The sequence below is a fragment of the Pseudomonas sp. GW822-FHT02G04 genome (assembly GCF_058802085.1).
Genome location: NZ_JBXANU010000016.1, coordinates 47,058 through 63,273 on the forward strand (window position 1 = coordinate 47,058; position 16,216 = coordinate 63,273).

Below are 16,216 nucleotides of genomic sequence, written 5' to 3' on the forward strand. Positions count from 1 at the left end.
ATTAATGGACGACTTGCCCATAGGGCCGATGCTCGCGGTGCTGGCCCTGCTGATTTTATGGTCGGGGCTGTTTACCGCCATCGAAGTTGCACAACAGCAGTTGCTGGCCCAGCGCACAGCCTCGCGCTCCAGCGACAAACCCGTGGCCAAGCTGAGTTTCCCGCTCAATAGCCTGATCCTCTGCAACACCTTGTGCCGCGCGCTGGTGGTGGTCATCAGCACCTTGCTGGCGATTTTCACCTGGGCACAAAACGGCCCCTGGATTGCCTGCCTCGGTGCCGGCGCAGTGTTGCTGGTGTTCGCCGACTACCTGCCACGCGCCCTCGCCGCCCGTTATCCGGATGCCGTCCTGGCCTTGGGCAACACACTGCTCGGCATCCCGTTGAAAATCGTCTATCCCGCCGCATGGCTACTCAATGGCATCAGCCAACTGCTGATGCGGCCATTCGCCCGCAAAATCAACGTGGTGCAGCAAAGCGAAGACGAGGCGCCGGCGGATCGGCACGACGATCACGAACACGCAGCCTATCGCCCACTGTCAGGTATCCACGCGCTGGATAACATCACGGTCAACGATATTCTGGTGCCACGCAGCGACGTCGACGGGATCAACCTGGACGACCCCCTCGAAGAAATCATCGAGCAACTGCGCCACAACAAGCGCACCCGCCTGCCGGTATTCCACAGCGACATCAACCAGGTTGAAGCGGTGCTCAACACCCGGCAGATCCGTCATTTGCTGCCGGATTCAAGCCTGACCGTGGAAGCGCTGCTGGCGGCCAGTCACGAACCGTACTTCGTGCCGGAAAGCACGCCGTTGCAGCTGCAATTGCTGAACTTCCACAAGCAGCAGAGGCGCTTGGGCATGGTGGTCGACGAGTACGGGGAAGTGCTGGGCATTGTGACCCTGGAAGACATTCTCGAAGAAATCGTCGGCGAGTTCGAAAGCCAGCACACCCTGGATAACCCGCATATTCACCCGCAGGCCGATGGCCGACTGGTGATTGATGGCGCAGCGTCCATCCGCGAGTTGAACAAGAGCCTCGGCTGGCATTTGCCCAGCGATGGTCCGAAAACCCTCAACGGTCTGGTGACCGAGGCGCTGGAGACGATTCCGGACAGTGCGGTGTGCCTGAAGATTGGGCGATATCGGCTGGAAATTCTGGAGACGGAAGAAAACCGCGTCAGCCGGGTGTTGATCTGGCATACAAGCTCAGTGCCTGCCCTTTCCAAAATCTGACACGCTCCTTTGTGGCGAGGGAGCTTGCTCCCGCTGGACTGCGAAGCAGGCCCGATCACAGACAGCGCGATCACTCTGAAAGAATGCATTCAGCCGTTTGCGGCCGCTACGCGCCCGAGCGGGAGCAAGCTCCCTCGCCACAATAGCCATCGCATCCTCCAAGCCGCTTGTTGAATCATTAGCTGCCTTCCTATAATCAAGCCGCTTACCAAGCCCCGCCACACCCCGTGCTACCCGCACTCTGCGTTAAACCCACATCCCTGGGTATTCGACCATAATAATTCGCTCCACTGGGGCACATGACTGTCAGGGATAACTGCATGACGACCAGCACAACGTTCAGCGACACCACGCCAGCCCAACCGACGAACTCCGCCACCCGCGTGGCTACCGCGAGTTTCATTGGCACGGCTATCGAGTTCTATGACTTCTACGTCTACGCCACTGCCGCGGCGCTAGTGATCGGCCCGGTGTTCTTTCCGCAAACCTCCGGCACCGCCCAGATGCTGTCGGCGTTCCTTACCTTCGGTATCGCCTTCCTTGCACGACCATTGGGTTCGGCGCTGTTCGGCCATTTCGGTGACCGCATCGGACGCAAATCGACACTGGTTGCCTCGCTGCTGCTGATGGGTGTGTGCACCACGCTGATTGGTGTGCTGCCGGGTTACGACAGCATTGGCGCCTGGGCGCCGATCCTGCTTTGCGTGCTGCGTTTCGGCCAAGGCCTGGGGCTGGGCGGTGAATGGGGCGGCGCCGCATTGCTGGCCACGGAGAACGCGCCCAAAGGCAAGCGAGCCTGGTTCGGCATGTTTCCGCAGCTCGGCCCATCGATCGGGTTTCTGGCGGCCAACGGCCTGTTCCTGACCCTGGCCATGAGCCTGAACGACGAGCAGTTCCGTTCGTGGGGCTGGCGGATTCCGTTCCTGCTCAGTGCCGCGCTGGTGATGGTGGGCCTGTACGTACGCCTCAAGCTCCACGAAACCCCGGTGTTCGCCAACGCCGTGGCTCGCCAGGAACGGGTGAAGATCCCGCTGGTCGAGCTGCTCAGCCAATACTGGGCGCCAATGCTGCTGGGCGCCGGGTCAATGGTGGTGTGCTATGCGCTGTTCTACATCTCGACGGTGTTTTCGCTAAGTTACGGCGTGTCGACGCTCGGCTACACCCGGGAAACCTTCCTCGCCCTGCTGTGTTTCGCGGTGCTGTTCATGGCCGCCGCGACACCGCTGTCGGCCTGGGCCAGTGATCGTTTCGGGCGCAAGCCGGTGCTGATCATCGGCGGCGTGCTGGCGATTCTGTCCGGATTCTTGATGGAACCGCTGCTGACCCATGGCTCGACCTGGGGCGTGGCGCTGTTCCTGTGCATCGAACTGTTTCTGATGGGCGTGACGTTTGCACCCATGGGCGCGCTGCTGCCGGAGCTGTTTCCGACCCACGTGCGCTATACCGGCGCATCGGCTGCCTACAATCTGGGCGGCATTGTCGGCGCCTCGGCGGCACCGTTCTTTGCGCAGAAACTGGTGGCGATGGGTGGTTTGAGTTATGTCGGCGGGTATGTGTCGGGGGCGGCGGTGCTGAGCTTGATAGCGGTGCTCTGCCTGAAGGAGACGCGCAATAACGATTTGAATCGGGTTGCCTGATAGACCGCCATCGCGGGCTTGCCCGCGATGGCCCCGCCTCGGTTACAGCTCTACAACGACAGCTTGGGACGCGCGGGTCGCCTTGGCACGAGCGGCCTCGATCGACTCATCGCGCGCCAACGCCACACCCATCCGCCGCTGACCATTGACCTCAGGCTTGCCGAACAGACGCAATGCGGTATCCGGCTCGCTCAACGCTGCACCCAGGTTGGCGAAAGCAGTCTGAGTCGACTGCCCTTCCACCAGAATCACCGCCGACGCCGATGGGCCGAACTGACGGATCAATGGAATCGGCAGGCCCAGGATCGCCCGTGCGTGCAGCGCGAACTGCGACAGGTCCTGGGAAATCAGGGTCACCAGACCGGTGTCATGCGGGCGCGGCGAGACTTCGCTGAACCACACCTGATCACCCTTGATGAACAACTCGACGCCAAACAGGCCACGACCGCCCAAGGCTTCGGTGACCGCTTTGGCAACGCGCTCGGATTCCGCCAAGGCAACCGGGCTCATGGCTTGTGGCTGCCAGGATTCCTGGTAGTCGCCCTTCTCCTGACGGTGACCGACAGGCGCACAGAACGTAGTGCCGCCGACGTGACGCACGGTCAGCAGAGTGATTTCGTAGTCGAAGTCGATGAAGCCTTCGACGATCACGCGACCTTTACCGGCGCGGCCACCCTCTTGAGCGTAATCCCAGGCTTTCTGCACGTCATCGACGCTGCGCAGCAGGCTCTGGCCTTTACCCGAGGAACTCATGACCGGCTTGACCACGCACGGGAAGCCCAGGTCTTCGACTGCCTTGCGGTAATCCTCGAAGGTGTCGGCGAAGTGGTACGGCGATGTCGGCAGGTCCAGCTCTTCAGCGGCCAGGCGGCGGATGCCTTCGCGGTTCATGGTCAGCTGCGCGGCGCGAGCGGTCGGGATCACGGTGAAACCTTCGGATTCCAGCTCCACCAGGGTCGCGGTGGCGATGGCTTCGATTTCCGGCACGATGAAGTGCGGCTTCTCGGCTTCGATCACCGCACGCAGGGCGGCGCCGTCGAGCATGTTGATCACATGGCTGCGATGGGCGACTTGCATGGCCGGCGCATTGGCGTAGCGATCCACGGCAATCACTTCAACGCCCAGGCGTTGCAGCTCGATCACCACTTCCTTGCCCAACTCACCACAGCCACACAGCAATACGCGGGTCGCGGTTGGCGACAATGGAGTTCCGATACGGGTCATCTCAGGTCCTCAAAGGAGCGGATCATCGAGGGAAGCGCGCTTCCCATGGGGAGAAAGCGCGGCATTTTACATGAACCTGAGGGTTTGGCTTCAGCTGACGACGGCCTGTTTGCGCAGGCGCCAGGCCATGGCCAACCAGACGACGGTGACGCCCGCGAACTTCGAACCCAGCGCAGTGAGGATCACGCCCGGTGTGAGTGCATCGATCATGCCGAAGAAGATGAAGGTGTCCAGCGGGATGCTCAGGGCCGAACTTATCCACAGGCGATCGTGCAACGGGCGCTTGGTGAGGCTGAACACCAGCCAGTCGATGCACTCGGACACGGCGAACGCCGTAGCGCTGGCCAAGGCAATGGACGGGTCGGAAGTGACATAGGACAGCACCAGCGCCACCAGCATCGCCGCGATCGCGCCATGGCCGAAGCGTGTTTGCACCATGTCGCGCAGCACGAACACCAGTCCACCCCAGGCCGACCAGATGATGTCCAGGTGCGGGGCGGTGGAAAAGGCGTAATTGATCAGCACGACGCTGCCGATGTAGGCGATCAGGAAGAGCATGGACGGGAGATACCTGTCAGTTTTGTGCACAGGGTACTTCATCTTCAGCGCACAGATAACCTGTGGCGAGGGAGCTTGCTCCCGCTGGGGCGCGAAGCGGCCCTGAAATCTGGGGTGGGGTGGCCTGTCAGATGGAATGTATTGGTCAATTTTGAGGCTGCTTCGCAGCCCAGCGGGAGCAAGCTCCCTCGCCACAATGCACCAAACGATTCAGGAATCGGATTTGGAAGGCAACATCCAGATCAGCCCACTCGATTTCGCCCGTTCATGACACAACCCCAGCACCTTGCGCCGTTCCTCGTTGTCCATCCGGCTCCAGCGGGTGATTTCTTCCACTGTGCGCTGACACCCGGTGCAAATGTCATCCTCATCCAGCGCACAAATGCTCACGCACGGCGACGGGACCGGTCGTTCATTGGCGCTCATTGTTCCTGCTCAACCAGATCACGGGCATAACGCTGCGAGTTGTGCACATAGTGCGCGGCGCTGGCTTCGAGCATCTTCTTCTGCGGCTCGGTCAGCTCGCGCACCACCTTGCCCGGCGAGCCCATGACCAGCGAACCGTCCGGAATTTCCTTGCCCTCACCGATCAGCGAGTTGGCGCCGATGATGCAGTTCTTGCCGATTTTCGCGCCGTTGAGGATCACCGCGTTGATGCCGATCAGGCTGTAATCGCCCACCGTGCAGCCGTGGAGCATGGCGTTGTGGCCGATGGTCACGCCGGTGCCGATGGTCAGCGGGTAGCCCATGTCGGTGTGCATCACGGTGCCGTCCTGCACGTTGCTGTTCTTGCCGATCAGGATCAATTCGTTATCGCCGCGCAACACGGCGTTGAACCAGACGTTGGCACCCTCTTCCAGTTTGACCTTGCCCACCAGCACGGCATTGGGTGCGACCCAGCTCTGCGGATGGGTCTCGACGCGGGCGTCGCCCAGGCGGTATTTCATCTTGTTGTCCTCAAGGCCAGGCCGGCTCACTAGCGAAAAGCAGGATTCACGCCATACGAGCGATGGCTTCAGGTGTTGATAAAACTCTTGGGCGGTTGATGCAGGCTGATTTTCGCGTCATAGAGCAGGTTGATCAACTCGACAATCATGATCGCTGTCAGCCCCCAGATCTTGTACTCGCCATAACGATAGCTCGGCACGTACCAACTGTGGCCCTGGTAGTCGATGCGGTGGGTGTGCTCGCGCGGGTCCTTGCGGAAGAATTCCAGAGGCACGCTGAACACTGCGGCGATCTCGGCATCGTTGGCCTGGTATTCGACGAAATCCGGAATCACGCCGACATAGGGCGTGACCTTGATGCCGTGCAGGGAGATCAGCGGGCTCAGCGGGCCGATCACCTCGACCAGCCCCGGCGGCAGGCCGATTTCTTCTTCGGCTTCGCGCAGGGCAGTAAATATCAGATCCGGGTCTTCAGGGTCGCGTCGACCACCAGGGAAGGCTACTTCGCCGCCGTGGGTCGAGAGCCCGCTGGCGCGAAGGGTCAGGACCAGTTCCGGTTCGTCACTGCGCGTGATAGGCACCAATACCGCGGCTTCGGGGAAACGTCGGTCGGTTTCCAGCGTACGCGGCGTGTGATTACTTACCCGGTGCAGTAGCTCGTCCAGCATGAGTCTTCTCGATCTGTGCCTTACCCTGCATCATGCACCAATCGCAACGGCCGCCCAACCCCCGAACAGCCTCATGTCGCGAAACGACAACTTGCCGACCGACACCGCTGCACGCCAAGATAGGCGCAGCATTCAGGAACCCAAGCATGAAATTTTGCAGTCAATGCGGCAACCCGGTGACCCAGCGCATTCCCGAAGGCGATTCGCGCCTGCGTTTTGTCTGCGACAGCTGCCACACCATTCATTACCAGAACCCCAATATCGTCGCCGGTTGCGTGCCAACCTGGGGTTCAAAGGTGTTGCTGTGCCGTCGCGCCATCGAGCCACGGCTCGGTTACTGGACCCTGCCCGCCGGTTTCATGGAGAACGGTGAGACCATCGAACAGGCCGCCATTCGCGAAACCGCCGAAGAAGCTTGCGCCCGGGTGCGCAACCTGAGCATCTATACGCTGATCGATGTGCCGCACATCAGTCAGGTGCATGTGTTCTTTCGCGCTGAGCTTGTGGATCTGGATTTTTCCGCAGGCCCGGAAAGCCTGGAAGTGCAGCTGTTCGAAGAGGCCGACATCCCTTGGGGCGAACTGGCTTTCCGCACGGTGGGCCGTACATTAGAATGCTTCTTCGCTGACCGGCGGGCCGAGGTCTACCCCGTGCGGTCCGAATCGATCCCGCCACTTGTTCAGACTGTCATTACTTGATTTCAACGCCAGCCGGCCGATAACCAGCGAGCGCAGCCCGCGACAGCGCCTGTATAACATCTATAAATAATGTATCTGCTTCATTCCTGGGGAATTGTTTCAATGCGCTGGTTGCTTGCACTGTTTTGTCTGTCGTTCGTTGCAGTCTCCCAGGCTTCGGCTGTGGAAACCCTGAACGGCAAAGTCATCGAGAAGGTTCTGGTTCTCAAGTCCGCCCACCAATTACAATTGATCAACGACGGCCAACCGCTCAAGACCTATCGCATTTCCCTGGGTCGGGGAGCGAAAAAAGGCCCGAAGCTGATGGAGGGCGACAAACGCACCCCGGAAGGCTTTTATTGGATCGACTGGCGCAAGATCAGCGACAAATTCAATCTGTCGATGCACATCTCCTACCCGAATATCAGCGACTCGGCCCGCTCGCGCCGTGAAGGCGTCGACCCGGGTGGAATGATCATGATCCACGGCACGCCGGATTCCGAAGACAACCCGGAAAACCTGTTCCATACCCTGGACTGGACCGACGGCTGCATCGCCATGCGCAACATCGATATGCGTGAAGTCTGGAACCTGGTACCGGACGGCACGATGATCGAAATCCGCCCGTAACCTCCTCCCGTAATGATCATTCCCACGCGCAGCAAAGGAATGCAGCCCGGGACGCTCCGCGTCCCCTCCAGAGCCGAACGCAGAGCGTCCGTTGAGGCATTCCCACGCAGAGCGTGGGAACGATCAAAGGTGCTCTAGCCGCTACCTTCGGTCGGCTTCAAAAAAATAAATCAAAAGATCGCAGCCTTCGGCAGCGCCTACCGGGTAGATACCAATGCTCCCTGTAGGCGCTGCCGCAGGCTGCGATCTTTGCTTTCAAAATCCCCACCTCTAATACCACTTAAAACCACGGCCGCTTAAGACTATCCAGAAGAGTCTGTTTTGCTGCGCCTAGAGCAAAGTACCGGCATTGACATGGTATTTAAGTGGTATTAATTTTCGCCCCACAACCGGGCGACAACAATCCTTCATCCGCATCGGACCAAACCGACATGAACGACCTACGGGCCCTACGCCCTGACGACACCCAGCCCACGCCGCTGTACCTGCAACTGGCGCGCAATCTGGAAGCGGCGATCCACGCCGGCCAGTGGAAAGCCGAGCAGGCGATGCCGTCGGAACGCAACCTCAGCGAAATGCTGGGCATCTCCCGCGTCACCGCACGCAAAGCGCTGGAAGTGCTGTTCGAGCAAGGCCTGATCCGCCGCAACCAAGGTTCCGGCACGTTCATCACGCCACGCCTGGAACAACCGCTGTCGCGCCTCTCGGGCTTCAGCGAAATGCTCCGCCTCAAGGGTTTCGTCCCCGGCTCGCAATGGCTGGAACGGGAAATCACCCCGCCGACCCACGAAGAACTGATCCGCCTCGGCCTCTCGCCCAACGACAAGGTCGCGCGGCTCAAACGCTTGCGCAAAGCCGACGACACAGTGATGGCAATCGAGATGAGCACCCTGCCCGCGTCGATCATTCCCAAGCCGCAAGCGGTGGGCGATTCCCTCTACGAATACCTCGACGGCATCGGCAAACCGGTGGTCCGCGCCCTGCAACACATTCAGGCAATCAACGCTTCCGACGAATTCGCCGCGCTGGTGGGCATCGCCCCCGGCACCGCCATGTTGCTGATGACCCGGGTCGGCTACCTGGAAGACAACACGCCGATCGAAGTCACCGACACCTATTGCCGCAACGACTACTACGACTTCGTCGCAGAGCTTCGCCGCTAATCAAACAGCTTCGTCGTTAAGTCACGGCGCCGTTAAACCAGAGAGCTGCCCATGTCCGAAGACAACATCCTCACCGCCCACGGCTGGGTTCGTGGCCGGCTGATCCATGAGCACGGCAAGGTCGTGTCCATCGAAGGCCAGCCGTGCGATCCGGCGGACAACGACCTGCCTTACCTGCTGCCGGGTTTCATCGACCTGCACGTTCACGGCGGCGGTGGCAAAGACATCATGGAAGGCGCGCCAGCCTTCGAAACCATCACCAGAACCCACGTGCGCTTCGGCACCACCTCGCTGCTGGCGACCACCATGACCGCGCCGAGCGAAGAGATTTCCAGCGTGCTCAAAGCCGTCGGCGAGTTCTGCGAGCAGCGGCCCAAAGGCAGCGCCCGGGTACTCGGCGTGCATCTGGAGGGCCCCTACATCAACCCCGGCAAACTCGGCGCCCAACCGAATTTCGCCCACACCGCGTTGATGACCGAAGTCGAGGAATACCTGGCACTGGCGCCGATCCGGGTGATCACCATCGCCCCGGAAATCGCCGGCCACGACGGTTTGATCCGCGCCCTCAGCGCTCGCGGCGTGCGCATGCAAATCGGCCACACGCTGGGCAGTTACGAGGAAGGCGTCGCCGCGCTGGCCGCCGGCGCCAGCAGTTTCACCCACCTCTACAACGCCATGAGCCCGCTGCATCACCGCGAGCCCGGCATCGTCGGCGCGGCGCTGGCCCACGCCAAATACGCCGAGCTGATTCCGGACCTGCTGCACGTACACCCCGGTGCGATCCGCGTGGCCCTGCGTTCGATCCCGTGCCTGTATTGCGTCACCGATTCCACCGCCGCCGCCGGCATGCCCGACGGCGAATACAAGCTCGGCAGCCACACCGTGACCAAATGCCTGGGCGGCGTGCGCCTGCCCGACGGCACGCTGGCCGGCAGCACTCTGACCATGGATCAGGCTCTGCGCAATCTGGTGAAGATCGGTCTGCCGATCAGCGAAGCCTCGCAACGTCTTTCGCAATTCCCCGCCGACTACCTTGGCCTTCAAGAACGCGGGCGCCTGCAACCCGGCGCCTGGGCCGACTGCGTGCGGCTGGATCGCTCACTCACACTGACCGCCGTCATGGTCGAAGGAGAAGACATTGACTTCAAAAATGCTTGAAGAGGCGCTGTCCTCGTTCGAGGCCGTGCAAGCCCAATTGCAACAACTCGACCCGCAGATGATCGAGATCGCCGGACGCCTGCGCCGTCAGCCACCGCAAGTGGTGATGACCGTGGCTCGTGGCAGCTCCGACCATGCGGCGAGCTACTTCGCCTACCTGACCATGCAGCAACTGGGCATTCCGGTGGCGTCGCTGCCAATGTCGGTGGTGACCATGCAACAAGCGCCATTGAAGGTCAGCGGCCAGGTCGCGTTCGCCTTCTCGCAGTCGGGGCAGAGCCCGGATCTGGTGAACAGCCTGCGTCTGCTGCGCAAGCGCGGCGCCCTGAGCATTTCCATGGTCAATGCCGAAAACTCGCCTTTGGAAGCGGCCTGCGAATTCAGCCTGCCGCTGTGCGCCGGCACCGAAAGCAGCGTCGCCGCGACCAAGAGTTTTATCGCCACCCTCACCGCCAGTGCCCGTCTGATCGCCCATTGGAAGGAAGACCTGGAGTTACTGGAAGCCGGCCTTGCCCTGCCGGAAGGTCTGCGCGAGGCGGCGCAACAGGACTGGAGCCTGGCTATCGATGCGTTGCGCAATTGCCAGCGCTTGATGGTGATCGGCCGTGGCGCCGGTTTCGCCATCGCCCAGGAAGCGGCACTCAAGTTCAAGGAAACCTCGGCAATCCAGGCCGAAGCCTTCAGCAGCGCCGAAGTGCGACACGGCCCGATGGCGTTGATCGACGAAAACTATCCCCTGCTGATCTTCGCCCCACGCGGTGCCGAGCAGGCCGGTTTGTTGAGCCTGGCCGCCGACATGCGTCAACGCGGCGCGCGCGTGCTGCTGGCCGCGCCGGATGACGTCGCCGAACGCGACCTGACCCTGACCCGCGCCGAACACCCGGCCCTGGACCCGATTCTGGCGATCCAGAGTTTCTACGTCATGGCCGCCGGCCTGGCCGTCGCCCGCGACATGAACCCGGACCAACCGCGCCATTTGAGCAAAGTGACGCGCACGCATTGATGGCGGGCGAATCCGCCGTAGGAGCTGTCGAGCGGAGCGAGGCTGCGATCTTTTGATCCTGCGTTGAACAGATCGCAGCCTCGTTTCACTCGACAGCTCCTACAGAGGGCGAGTTGATCCGAACCGTAGTTTTATTGATGAGACCGAGCCATGCACAACAACAATAAAGAGCTGACCCTCAGCGCCCCGCTCAGCGGCCCGGTGCTCACACTCGCGAAAGTCCCGGACCCGGTGTTCGCCAGTGGCGCCATGGGCGACGGAATCGCCATCGATCCATTGAACGACACCCTGTACTCGCCCTGTGAAGCGGTGGTGATCCACGTCGCCCGCACCGGTCACGCCATCACCTTGCGCGCCGATAACGGCGCCGAATTGCTGCTGCACCTGGGCCTCGATACGGTCGAGTTGCAGGGTGTCGGTTTCTCGATGCTGGTCAAGGAAGGTGCGCGGGTCAGCAATGGCCAGCCGCTGCTGCGCTATGACCTGGACCAGGTCGCCCAGCAGTGCAAAAGCCTGGTCAGCCTGATGATCCTGACCAACAGCCAGGACTTTCAGGCGCGACCGATCACGCTGAAATCGGTGAAGGTGGGCGACCCGCTGCTGCACATCGTGCCGAAAGTAACCAACGGTGTGCAGATCGACATTGAGGTCGTTGGCATCGAGGTTCAAGGGCATGTTCATGTCGCCCATCGCGGTGGCCTGCACGCCCGGCCTGCGGCGCTGATCCGCCAGACCGCCCAACAGTTCAAGAGCAAATCCTGGCTGCACTTCGCCGGCAAATCGGCGGCCTGCGACAGTTTGATCGGCCTGATGGCGCTGGCCGTCGGTGAGCGGGATGAAATCCTTGTCAGTTGCCAGGGGCCGGACGCCGAAGCTGCGCTGCAAGCTTTGTTGGCCGCGTTATCCACAGCTCTGGTCGAAGACAACCACGCTACCGCACCAACACCAATAGCCCAACGCAATCGCCCCGCCGAAGCGGGCGTGCTGCACGGCGTGTGCGCGGCGCCCGGTCTGTCGGGTGGGCCGTTGTTTCGTCTGAACTCGATCAGTCTTCCAGTAGATGCTGGTAATCATGAGCCGAAGCAACAACGGCACGCGCTGGACACTGCGCTGACTCAAGTACGCAGTGAAATTGACGGCACGCTGGCTCAAGCGAAGAAGCACAAGAACACCGATGAAGAAGCGATCTTCGCCGCGCACCTGGCGTTGCTCGAAGACCCCGCGCTGCTCGATGCGGCTCATCAATCCATCGACCAGGGCATTGCCGCGACTCACGCATGGAGTCAATCCATCAACGTGCAGTGCGATGTGCTGCAGCAACTCGGCAGCCCATTGCTGGCTGAACGCGCCAACGACCTGCGCGACCTCAAGCAACGGGTGCTGCGTGCCCTGCTCGGCGAAGCCTGGCATTACGACGTGCCGGCCGGCGCCATCGTCGCGGCCCATGAACTGACGCCGTCCGATTTACTGCAACTGAGCCAGCAAGGGGTGGCGGGGTTGTGCATGGCCGAAGGTGGGGCGACTTCGCATGTGGCGATCCTCGCTCGCGGCAAAGGCTTGCCATGCATGGTTGCGTTGGGCTCGACGCTGCTCGATCAGGAGCAAGGTCAAGCGGTGGTGCTGGATGCCGACGGCGGTCGCCTCGAATTGACGCCGACTGCCGAGCGCCTGGCCGAGGTGCATCAGGCACAACTCGATCATCAGCAACGCCGCGCGCTTCAACAGTCTCAGGCGCATATCCCGGCTCTGACACTTGATGGTTTGCAAATCGAAGTCGCCGCCAATGTCGCCTCCAGTTCCGAGGCGGCTGATGCGCTGACAAACGGTGCCGATGGCATCGGCCTGCTGCGCACCGAATTTCTCTTCGTCGACCGACACACCGCACCGGACGAACAGGAGCAGCGCGCCGCCTATCAAGCCGTGCTCGATGCCATGGGCGACAAGTCGGTGATCATCCGCACCATCGATGTCGGCGGCGACAAGCAACTCGATTATTTACCGCTCCCTATAGAAGCGAATCCGGTGCTCGGTTTGCGCGGCATTCGTCTGGCCCAGGTGCGCCCGGAACTGCTGGACCAGCAACTGCGCGCCCTGCTGCAGGTCAGCCCGCTGTCGCGTTGCAGGATCCTGTTGCCGATGGTCACCGAGGTCGATGAGTTGCTGCACATCCGCCAGCGCCTCGACGCGTTGTGCATTGAACTCGGTGTGAGTGCGCGCCCGGAACTGGGCGTGATGATCGAAGTGCCGGCCGCCGCATTGCTGGCCGAACAATTGGCCGAGCACGCGGACTTCCTGTCCATCGGCACCAACGATTTGTCGCAATACACCCTGGCCATGGACCGCGACCACGCCGGTCTCGCCGCCCGCGTCGATGCGATGCACCCGGCGCTGCTGCGGCTGATCGCCCAGACCTGCGCCGGTGCAGCGGTGCATAACCGTTGGGTCGGGGTCTGCGGCGCCCTCGCTTCCGATCCGTTGGTCACACCGGTATTGATTGGCCTGGGGGTCAGCGAGTTGTCGGTCAGCCCGGTGCAAATCGGTGAAATCAAGGACCGCGTGCGCCACCTCGACGCCACCGAATGCCGACGCATCAGCCAGGACCTGCTCAAGCTGAGCAGCGCCTGCGCGGTGCGTCACGCCTGTCACCAGCAATGGCCTCTGAGCTGAACAACAACGATAAGAATCCAGGGAGATCCGCCATGTACCAATACTTCATCGAAGGCCTGCAGCGCCTCGGTCGCGCACTGATGCTGCCGATCGCGATCTTGCCGATTGCCGGGTTACTGCTGCGTCTGGGCGACACTGACCTGCTGAACATCGCGATCATCCACGACGCCGGCCAAGTAATTTTCGCCAACCTGGCGCTGATCTTCGCCATCGGCATCGCGGTCGGCTTTGCCAAGGACAACAACGGCACCGCTGGGCTGGCCGGGGTCATTGGTTATCTGGTGATGATCTCCACCCTCAAGGTGCTCGATTCGAGCATCAACATGGGCATGCTGGCCGGGATCGTCAGCGGCCTGATGGCGGGAGCGCTGTACAACCGCTTCAAAGACATCAAGCTGCCGGAATACCTGGCGTTCTTCGGCGGACGGCGTTTCGTGCCGATTGTTACCGGGTTCGCCGCCGTCGGCCTGGGCGTCGTCTTCGGTTTCATCTGGCCGCCGATCCAGCATGGCATCAACGGCTTCGGCACGTTGATGATGGAGAGCGGCAGCTTCGGTGCGTTCATCTTCGGCGTGTTCAACCGTTTGCTGATCGTCACCGGCCTACACCACATCCTCAACAACATGGCGTGGTTCGTGTTCGGCAACTTCACCGACCCGACCACGGGCGCACTGGTGACCGGCGACCTGTCACGCTACTTTGCCGGCGACCCGAAAGGCGGCCAGTTCATGACCGGCATGTTCCCGATGATGATCTTCGGCCTGCCCGCCGCGTGCCTGGCGATGTACCGCAACGCCCTGCCAGAACGGCGCAAAGTCATGGGCGGGATTTTCCTGTCCATGGCCCTGACCTCGTTTTTGACCGGCGTCACCGAACCGATCGAATTCGCCTTCATGTTCCTCGCACCGCTGCTGTTTTTGCTGCACGCGTTGCTGACGGGGCTGTCGATGGCCGTCACCAACCTGCTGAACATTCACCTGGGGTTTACCTTTTCCGGCGGTTTCATCGACATGATTCTGGGCTGGGGCGAATCCACCAACGGCTGGCGCGTGCTTCCCGTGGGGTTGGCGTATGCGGTGATCTACTACGTGGTGTTTGACTTCTGTATCCGCCGCTTCAACCTCAAGACGCCGGGGCGTGAGGATGTTCCGGCTGGCGACAAAGTTGTGGTCGCCGAGAATGAGCGCGCCGGGGCTTACATCAAAGCACTCGGTGGTGCCGAAAACCTGATCACGGTCGGCGCTTGCACTACACGGTTGCGGCTGGACATGGTCGATCGCAACAAAGCCTCGGACGCGGACTTGAAAGCGTTGGGTGCAATGGCGGTAGTGCGTCCAGGCAAGGGCGGCAGCTTGCAGGTGGTGGTCGGGCCGATGGCGGACAGCATTGCCGATGAGATTCGATTGGCGATGCCGGCTTTGGGCCGCGCGGTTATCGCCTCCCCTACCGCTGATATCGATGAGCCAAAACCTGTGGCGGTGACGAACACTGAAGCCCAACAATGGTTGAAGGCACTGGGCGGCGGCGAGAATGTGCTGCAGATGGATTGCATCGCCATGACCCGGATTCGGTTGCAGCTGGCGGATAGCACGGGGGTGTCGGAAGGCCAGTTGAAAACGCTTGGTTGCCAAGGTGTCAGCCAACTTGAGGGCGGCGTTTGGCATCTGTTGATTGGTGAGAAGGCAGCGAGTTTGAGTAATGCGTTGGAGGTATTGGTCAATCGCAATGAGGTGAGTGCCAGGGTTTAGATTATTGGCGCCTGATAGTCACTCATCGCGAGCAGGCTCGCTCCCACAATGGAGCGGCGTATGTCTGCAAGATATTGGTCGGCTGTCAGGCCGCCTTCGCGGGCAAGCCCTCTCCCACAATGGAGCGGCATACACCCGCCCCTCACCACTCAACAGGCCGAGCGTTAGCTCGCCTGCCGCTTTTGATCTTGATTCACCCGCCCCTTCGGGAGGCTGAGCGGAGGTGTTCATCTGGGGATTGGCGCGCAGCGCCGTTCGACGCAGTCGAACACATCGCATGTAGGTTGAAGCGAAGCCAACCGTAGGGCGATGCCCCCAGATGGATACCGGAGCGAAGGAACCCCGAGCCTTAGCGAGGGGCCGGACGCTCGGGGCGAAGACCTTTGCTTCCTTTGGGGCGTTTGCCAAAGGGAGTCGCCGTAAGGGCGAAACCATAAGCAGCCGTTACCGCAGCAATGGATATGTACTCAATCAACAAGAACCTGGTCGGCCCTAAGGCCGCCACGCCCTAAATCGCAGCCAATAAAAAACCCGCTGAAATCACTTCAGCGGGTTTCTCATTTCAGCGGCCAGGAAGATCAGAAATCCTCCAACCGCCATACCTCATAAGCCGGCGTCTCATAGGGATGACTCTCTTTCAGAGCCACCACCACCGCCCGAATCAACTCATCGCTGACCACCAGCTCAACCTTCCATTCCTCAACCTGCTCGACCTGCCCAGCTTCGCCAATAAATGGCTGACTGCCATCCAGTGGACGAAACTGACCCAAGCCAAACACTTGCCATGCACAGTGGTCATAAGCCCCGACCCGCCCGCCACCGGCGGCGAATACAGCGCTTTTGACCACTTCGACATGACTGGCCGGAACAAAAAAGCAGAGCTTGTACACGGCAAT

The 16,216-nt window shown here is 61.2% G+C and carries 15 protein-coding genes; 9 read left to right on the plus strand and 6 right to left on the minus strand.

The window, feature by feature from the left end; all coding sequences use genetic code 11:
* Positions 1-4: 4 nt before the first annotated feature.
* Positions 5-1,240: a transporter associated domain-containing protein gene (locus AC1RO5_RS19630; RefSeq protein ID WP_493177067.1), complete on the plus strand. Its 1,236-nt coding sequence runs from the start codon at positions 5-7 to the stop codon at positions 1,238-1,240.
* A gap of 320 nt (positions 1,241-1,560) precedes the next feature.
* Complete coding sequence (locus AC1RO5_RS19635) at positions 1,561-2,877, plus strand: MFS transporter (protein ID WP_493177069.1); 1,317 nt, start codon at positions 1,561-1,563, stop codon at positions 2,875-2,877.
* Positions 2,878-2,919: 42 nt separating this feature from the next.
* On the opposite strand, the gene purT is transcribed toward AC1RO5_RS19635, so the two are convergent.
* From purT to AC1RO5_RS19660, 5 genes are all read right to left on the minus strand, one after another.
* Complete coding sequence (purT, locus tag AC1RO5_RS19640; protein WP_007941405.1) at positions 2,920-4,101, minus strand: formate-dependent phosphoribosylglycinamide formyltransferase; 1,182 nt, start codon at positions 4,099-4,101, stop codon at positions 2,920-2,922.
* Positions 4,102-4,191: 90 nt separating this feature from the next.
* Positions 4,192-4,659, minus strand: a complete 468-nt coding sequence (locus AC1RO5_RS19645) for a preQ0 transporter (RefSeq protein WP_493177071.1) — start codon at positions 4,657-4,659, stop codon at positions 4,192-4,194.
* Between the two features lie 210 nt (positions 4,660-4,869).
* Positions 4,870-5,085: a DUF1289 domain-containing protein gene (locus AC1RO5_RS19650; protein ID WP_413696831.1), complete on the minus strand. Its 216-nt coding sequence runs from the start codon at positions 5,083-5,085 to the stop codon at positions 4,870-4,872.
* Positions 5,082-5,606, minus strand: a complete 525-nt coding sequence (locus tag AC1RO5_RS19655) for a gamma carbonic anhydrase family protein (RefSeq protein WP_007936184.1) — start codon at positions 5,604-5,606, stop codon at positions 5,082-5,084. Before AC1RO5_RS19655 ends, AC1RO5_RS19650 begins: the two co-directional genes overlap by 4 nt.
* Before the next feature lie 68 nt (positions 5,607-5,674).
* Positions 5,675-6,274: a CoA pyrophosphatase gene (locus AC1RO5_RS19660; protein WP_007897550.1), complete on the minus strand. Its 600-nt coding sequence runs from the start codon at positions 6,272-6,274 to the stop codon at positions 5,675-5,677.
* Between the two features lie 146 nt (positions 6,275-6,420).
* On the opposite strand from AC1RO5_RS19660, the gene AC1RO5_RS19665 reads away from it, so the two are divergent.
* From AC1RO5_RS19665 to nagE, 7 genes are all read left to right on the plus strand, one after another.
* The gene (locus AC1RO5_RS19665) at positions 6,421-6,972 is read left to right on the plus strand and encodes an NUDIX hydrolase (protein ID WP_493177073.1); all 552 of its coding nucleotides are present in this window, start codon (positions 6,421-6,423) and stop codon (positions 6,970-6,972) included.
* Positions 6,973-7,074: 102 nt separating this feature from the next.
* On the plus strand, positions 7,075-7,581 hold the full coding sequence (locus tag AC1RO5_RS19670; protein ID WP_493177074.1) for a L,D-transpeptidase family protein: 507 nt from the start codon (positions 7,075-7,077) through the stop codon (positions 7,579-7,581).
* A 431-nt stretch (positions 7,582-8,012) separates the two neighbouring features.
* Complete coding sequence (locus tag AC1RO5_RS19675; protein WP_258671084.1) at positions 8,013-8,744, plus strand: GntR family transcriptional regulator; 732 nt, start codon at positions 8,013-8,015, stop codon at positions 8,742-8,744.
* A gap of 51 nt (positions 8,745-8,795) precedes the next feature.
* A complete protein-coding gene (nagA, locus tag AC1RO5_RS19680; RefSeq protein ID WP_413696833.1) occupies positions 8,796-9,902 on the plus strand; it encodes an N-acetylglucosamine-6-phosphate deacetylase in 1,107 nt (368 codons plus the stop codon).
* A complete protein-coding gene (locus tag AC1RO5_RS19685; RefSeq protein ID WP_493177079.1) occupies positions 9,883-10,905 on the plus strand; it encodes an SIS domain-containing protein in 1,023 nt (340 codons plus the stop codon). The genes nagA and AC1RO5_RS19685 overlap by 20 nt, the downstream gene beginning before the upstream one ends.
* Positions 10,906-11,055: 150 nt before the next feature.
* Entirely contained in the window at positions 11,056-13,572 is a 2,517-nt protein-coding gene (gene ptsP / locus AC1RO5_RS19690) for a phosphoenolpyruvate--protein phosphotransferase (protein WP_493177080.1), read from the plus strand.
* A 32-nt stretch (positions 13,573-13,604) separates the two neighbouring features.
* The gene (nagE, locus tag AC1RO5_RS19695; protein ID WP_493177081.1) at positions 13,605-15,320 is read left to right on the plus strand and encodes an N-acetylglucosamine-specific PTS transporter subunit IIBC; all 1,716 of its coding nucleotides are present in this window, start codon (positions 13,605-13,607) and stop codon (positions 15,318-15,320) included.
* Between the two features lie 578 nt (positions 15,321-15,898).
* On the opposite strand, the gene AC1RO5_RS19700 is transcribed toward nagE, so the two are convergent.
* On the minus strand, positions 15,899-16,210 hold the full coding sequence (locus AC1RO5_RS19700) for an NGG1p interacting factor NIF3 (protein ID WP_493177082.1): 312 nt from the start codon (positions 16,208-16,210) through the stop codon (positions 15,899-15,901).
* Positions 16,211-16,216 lie beyond the last annotated feature (6 nt).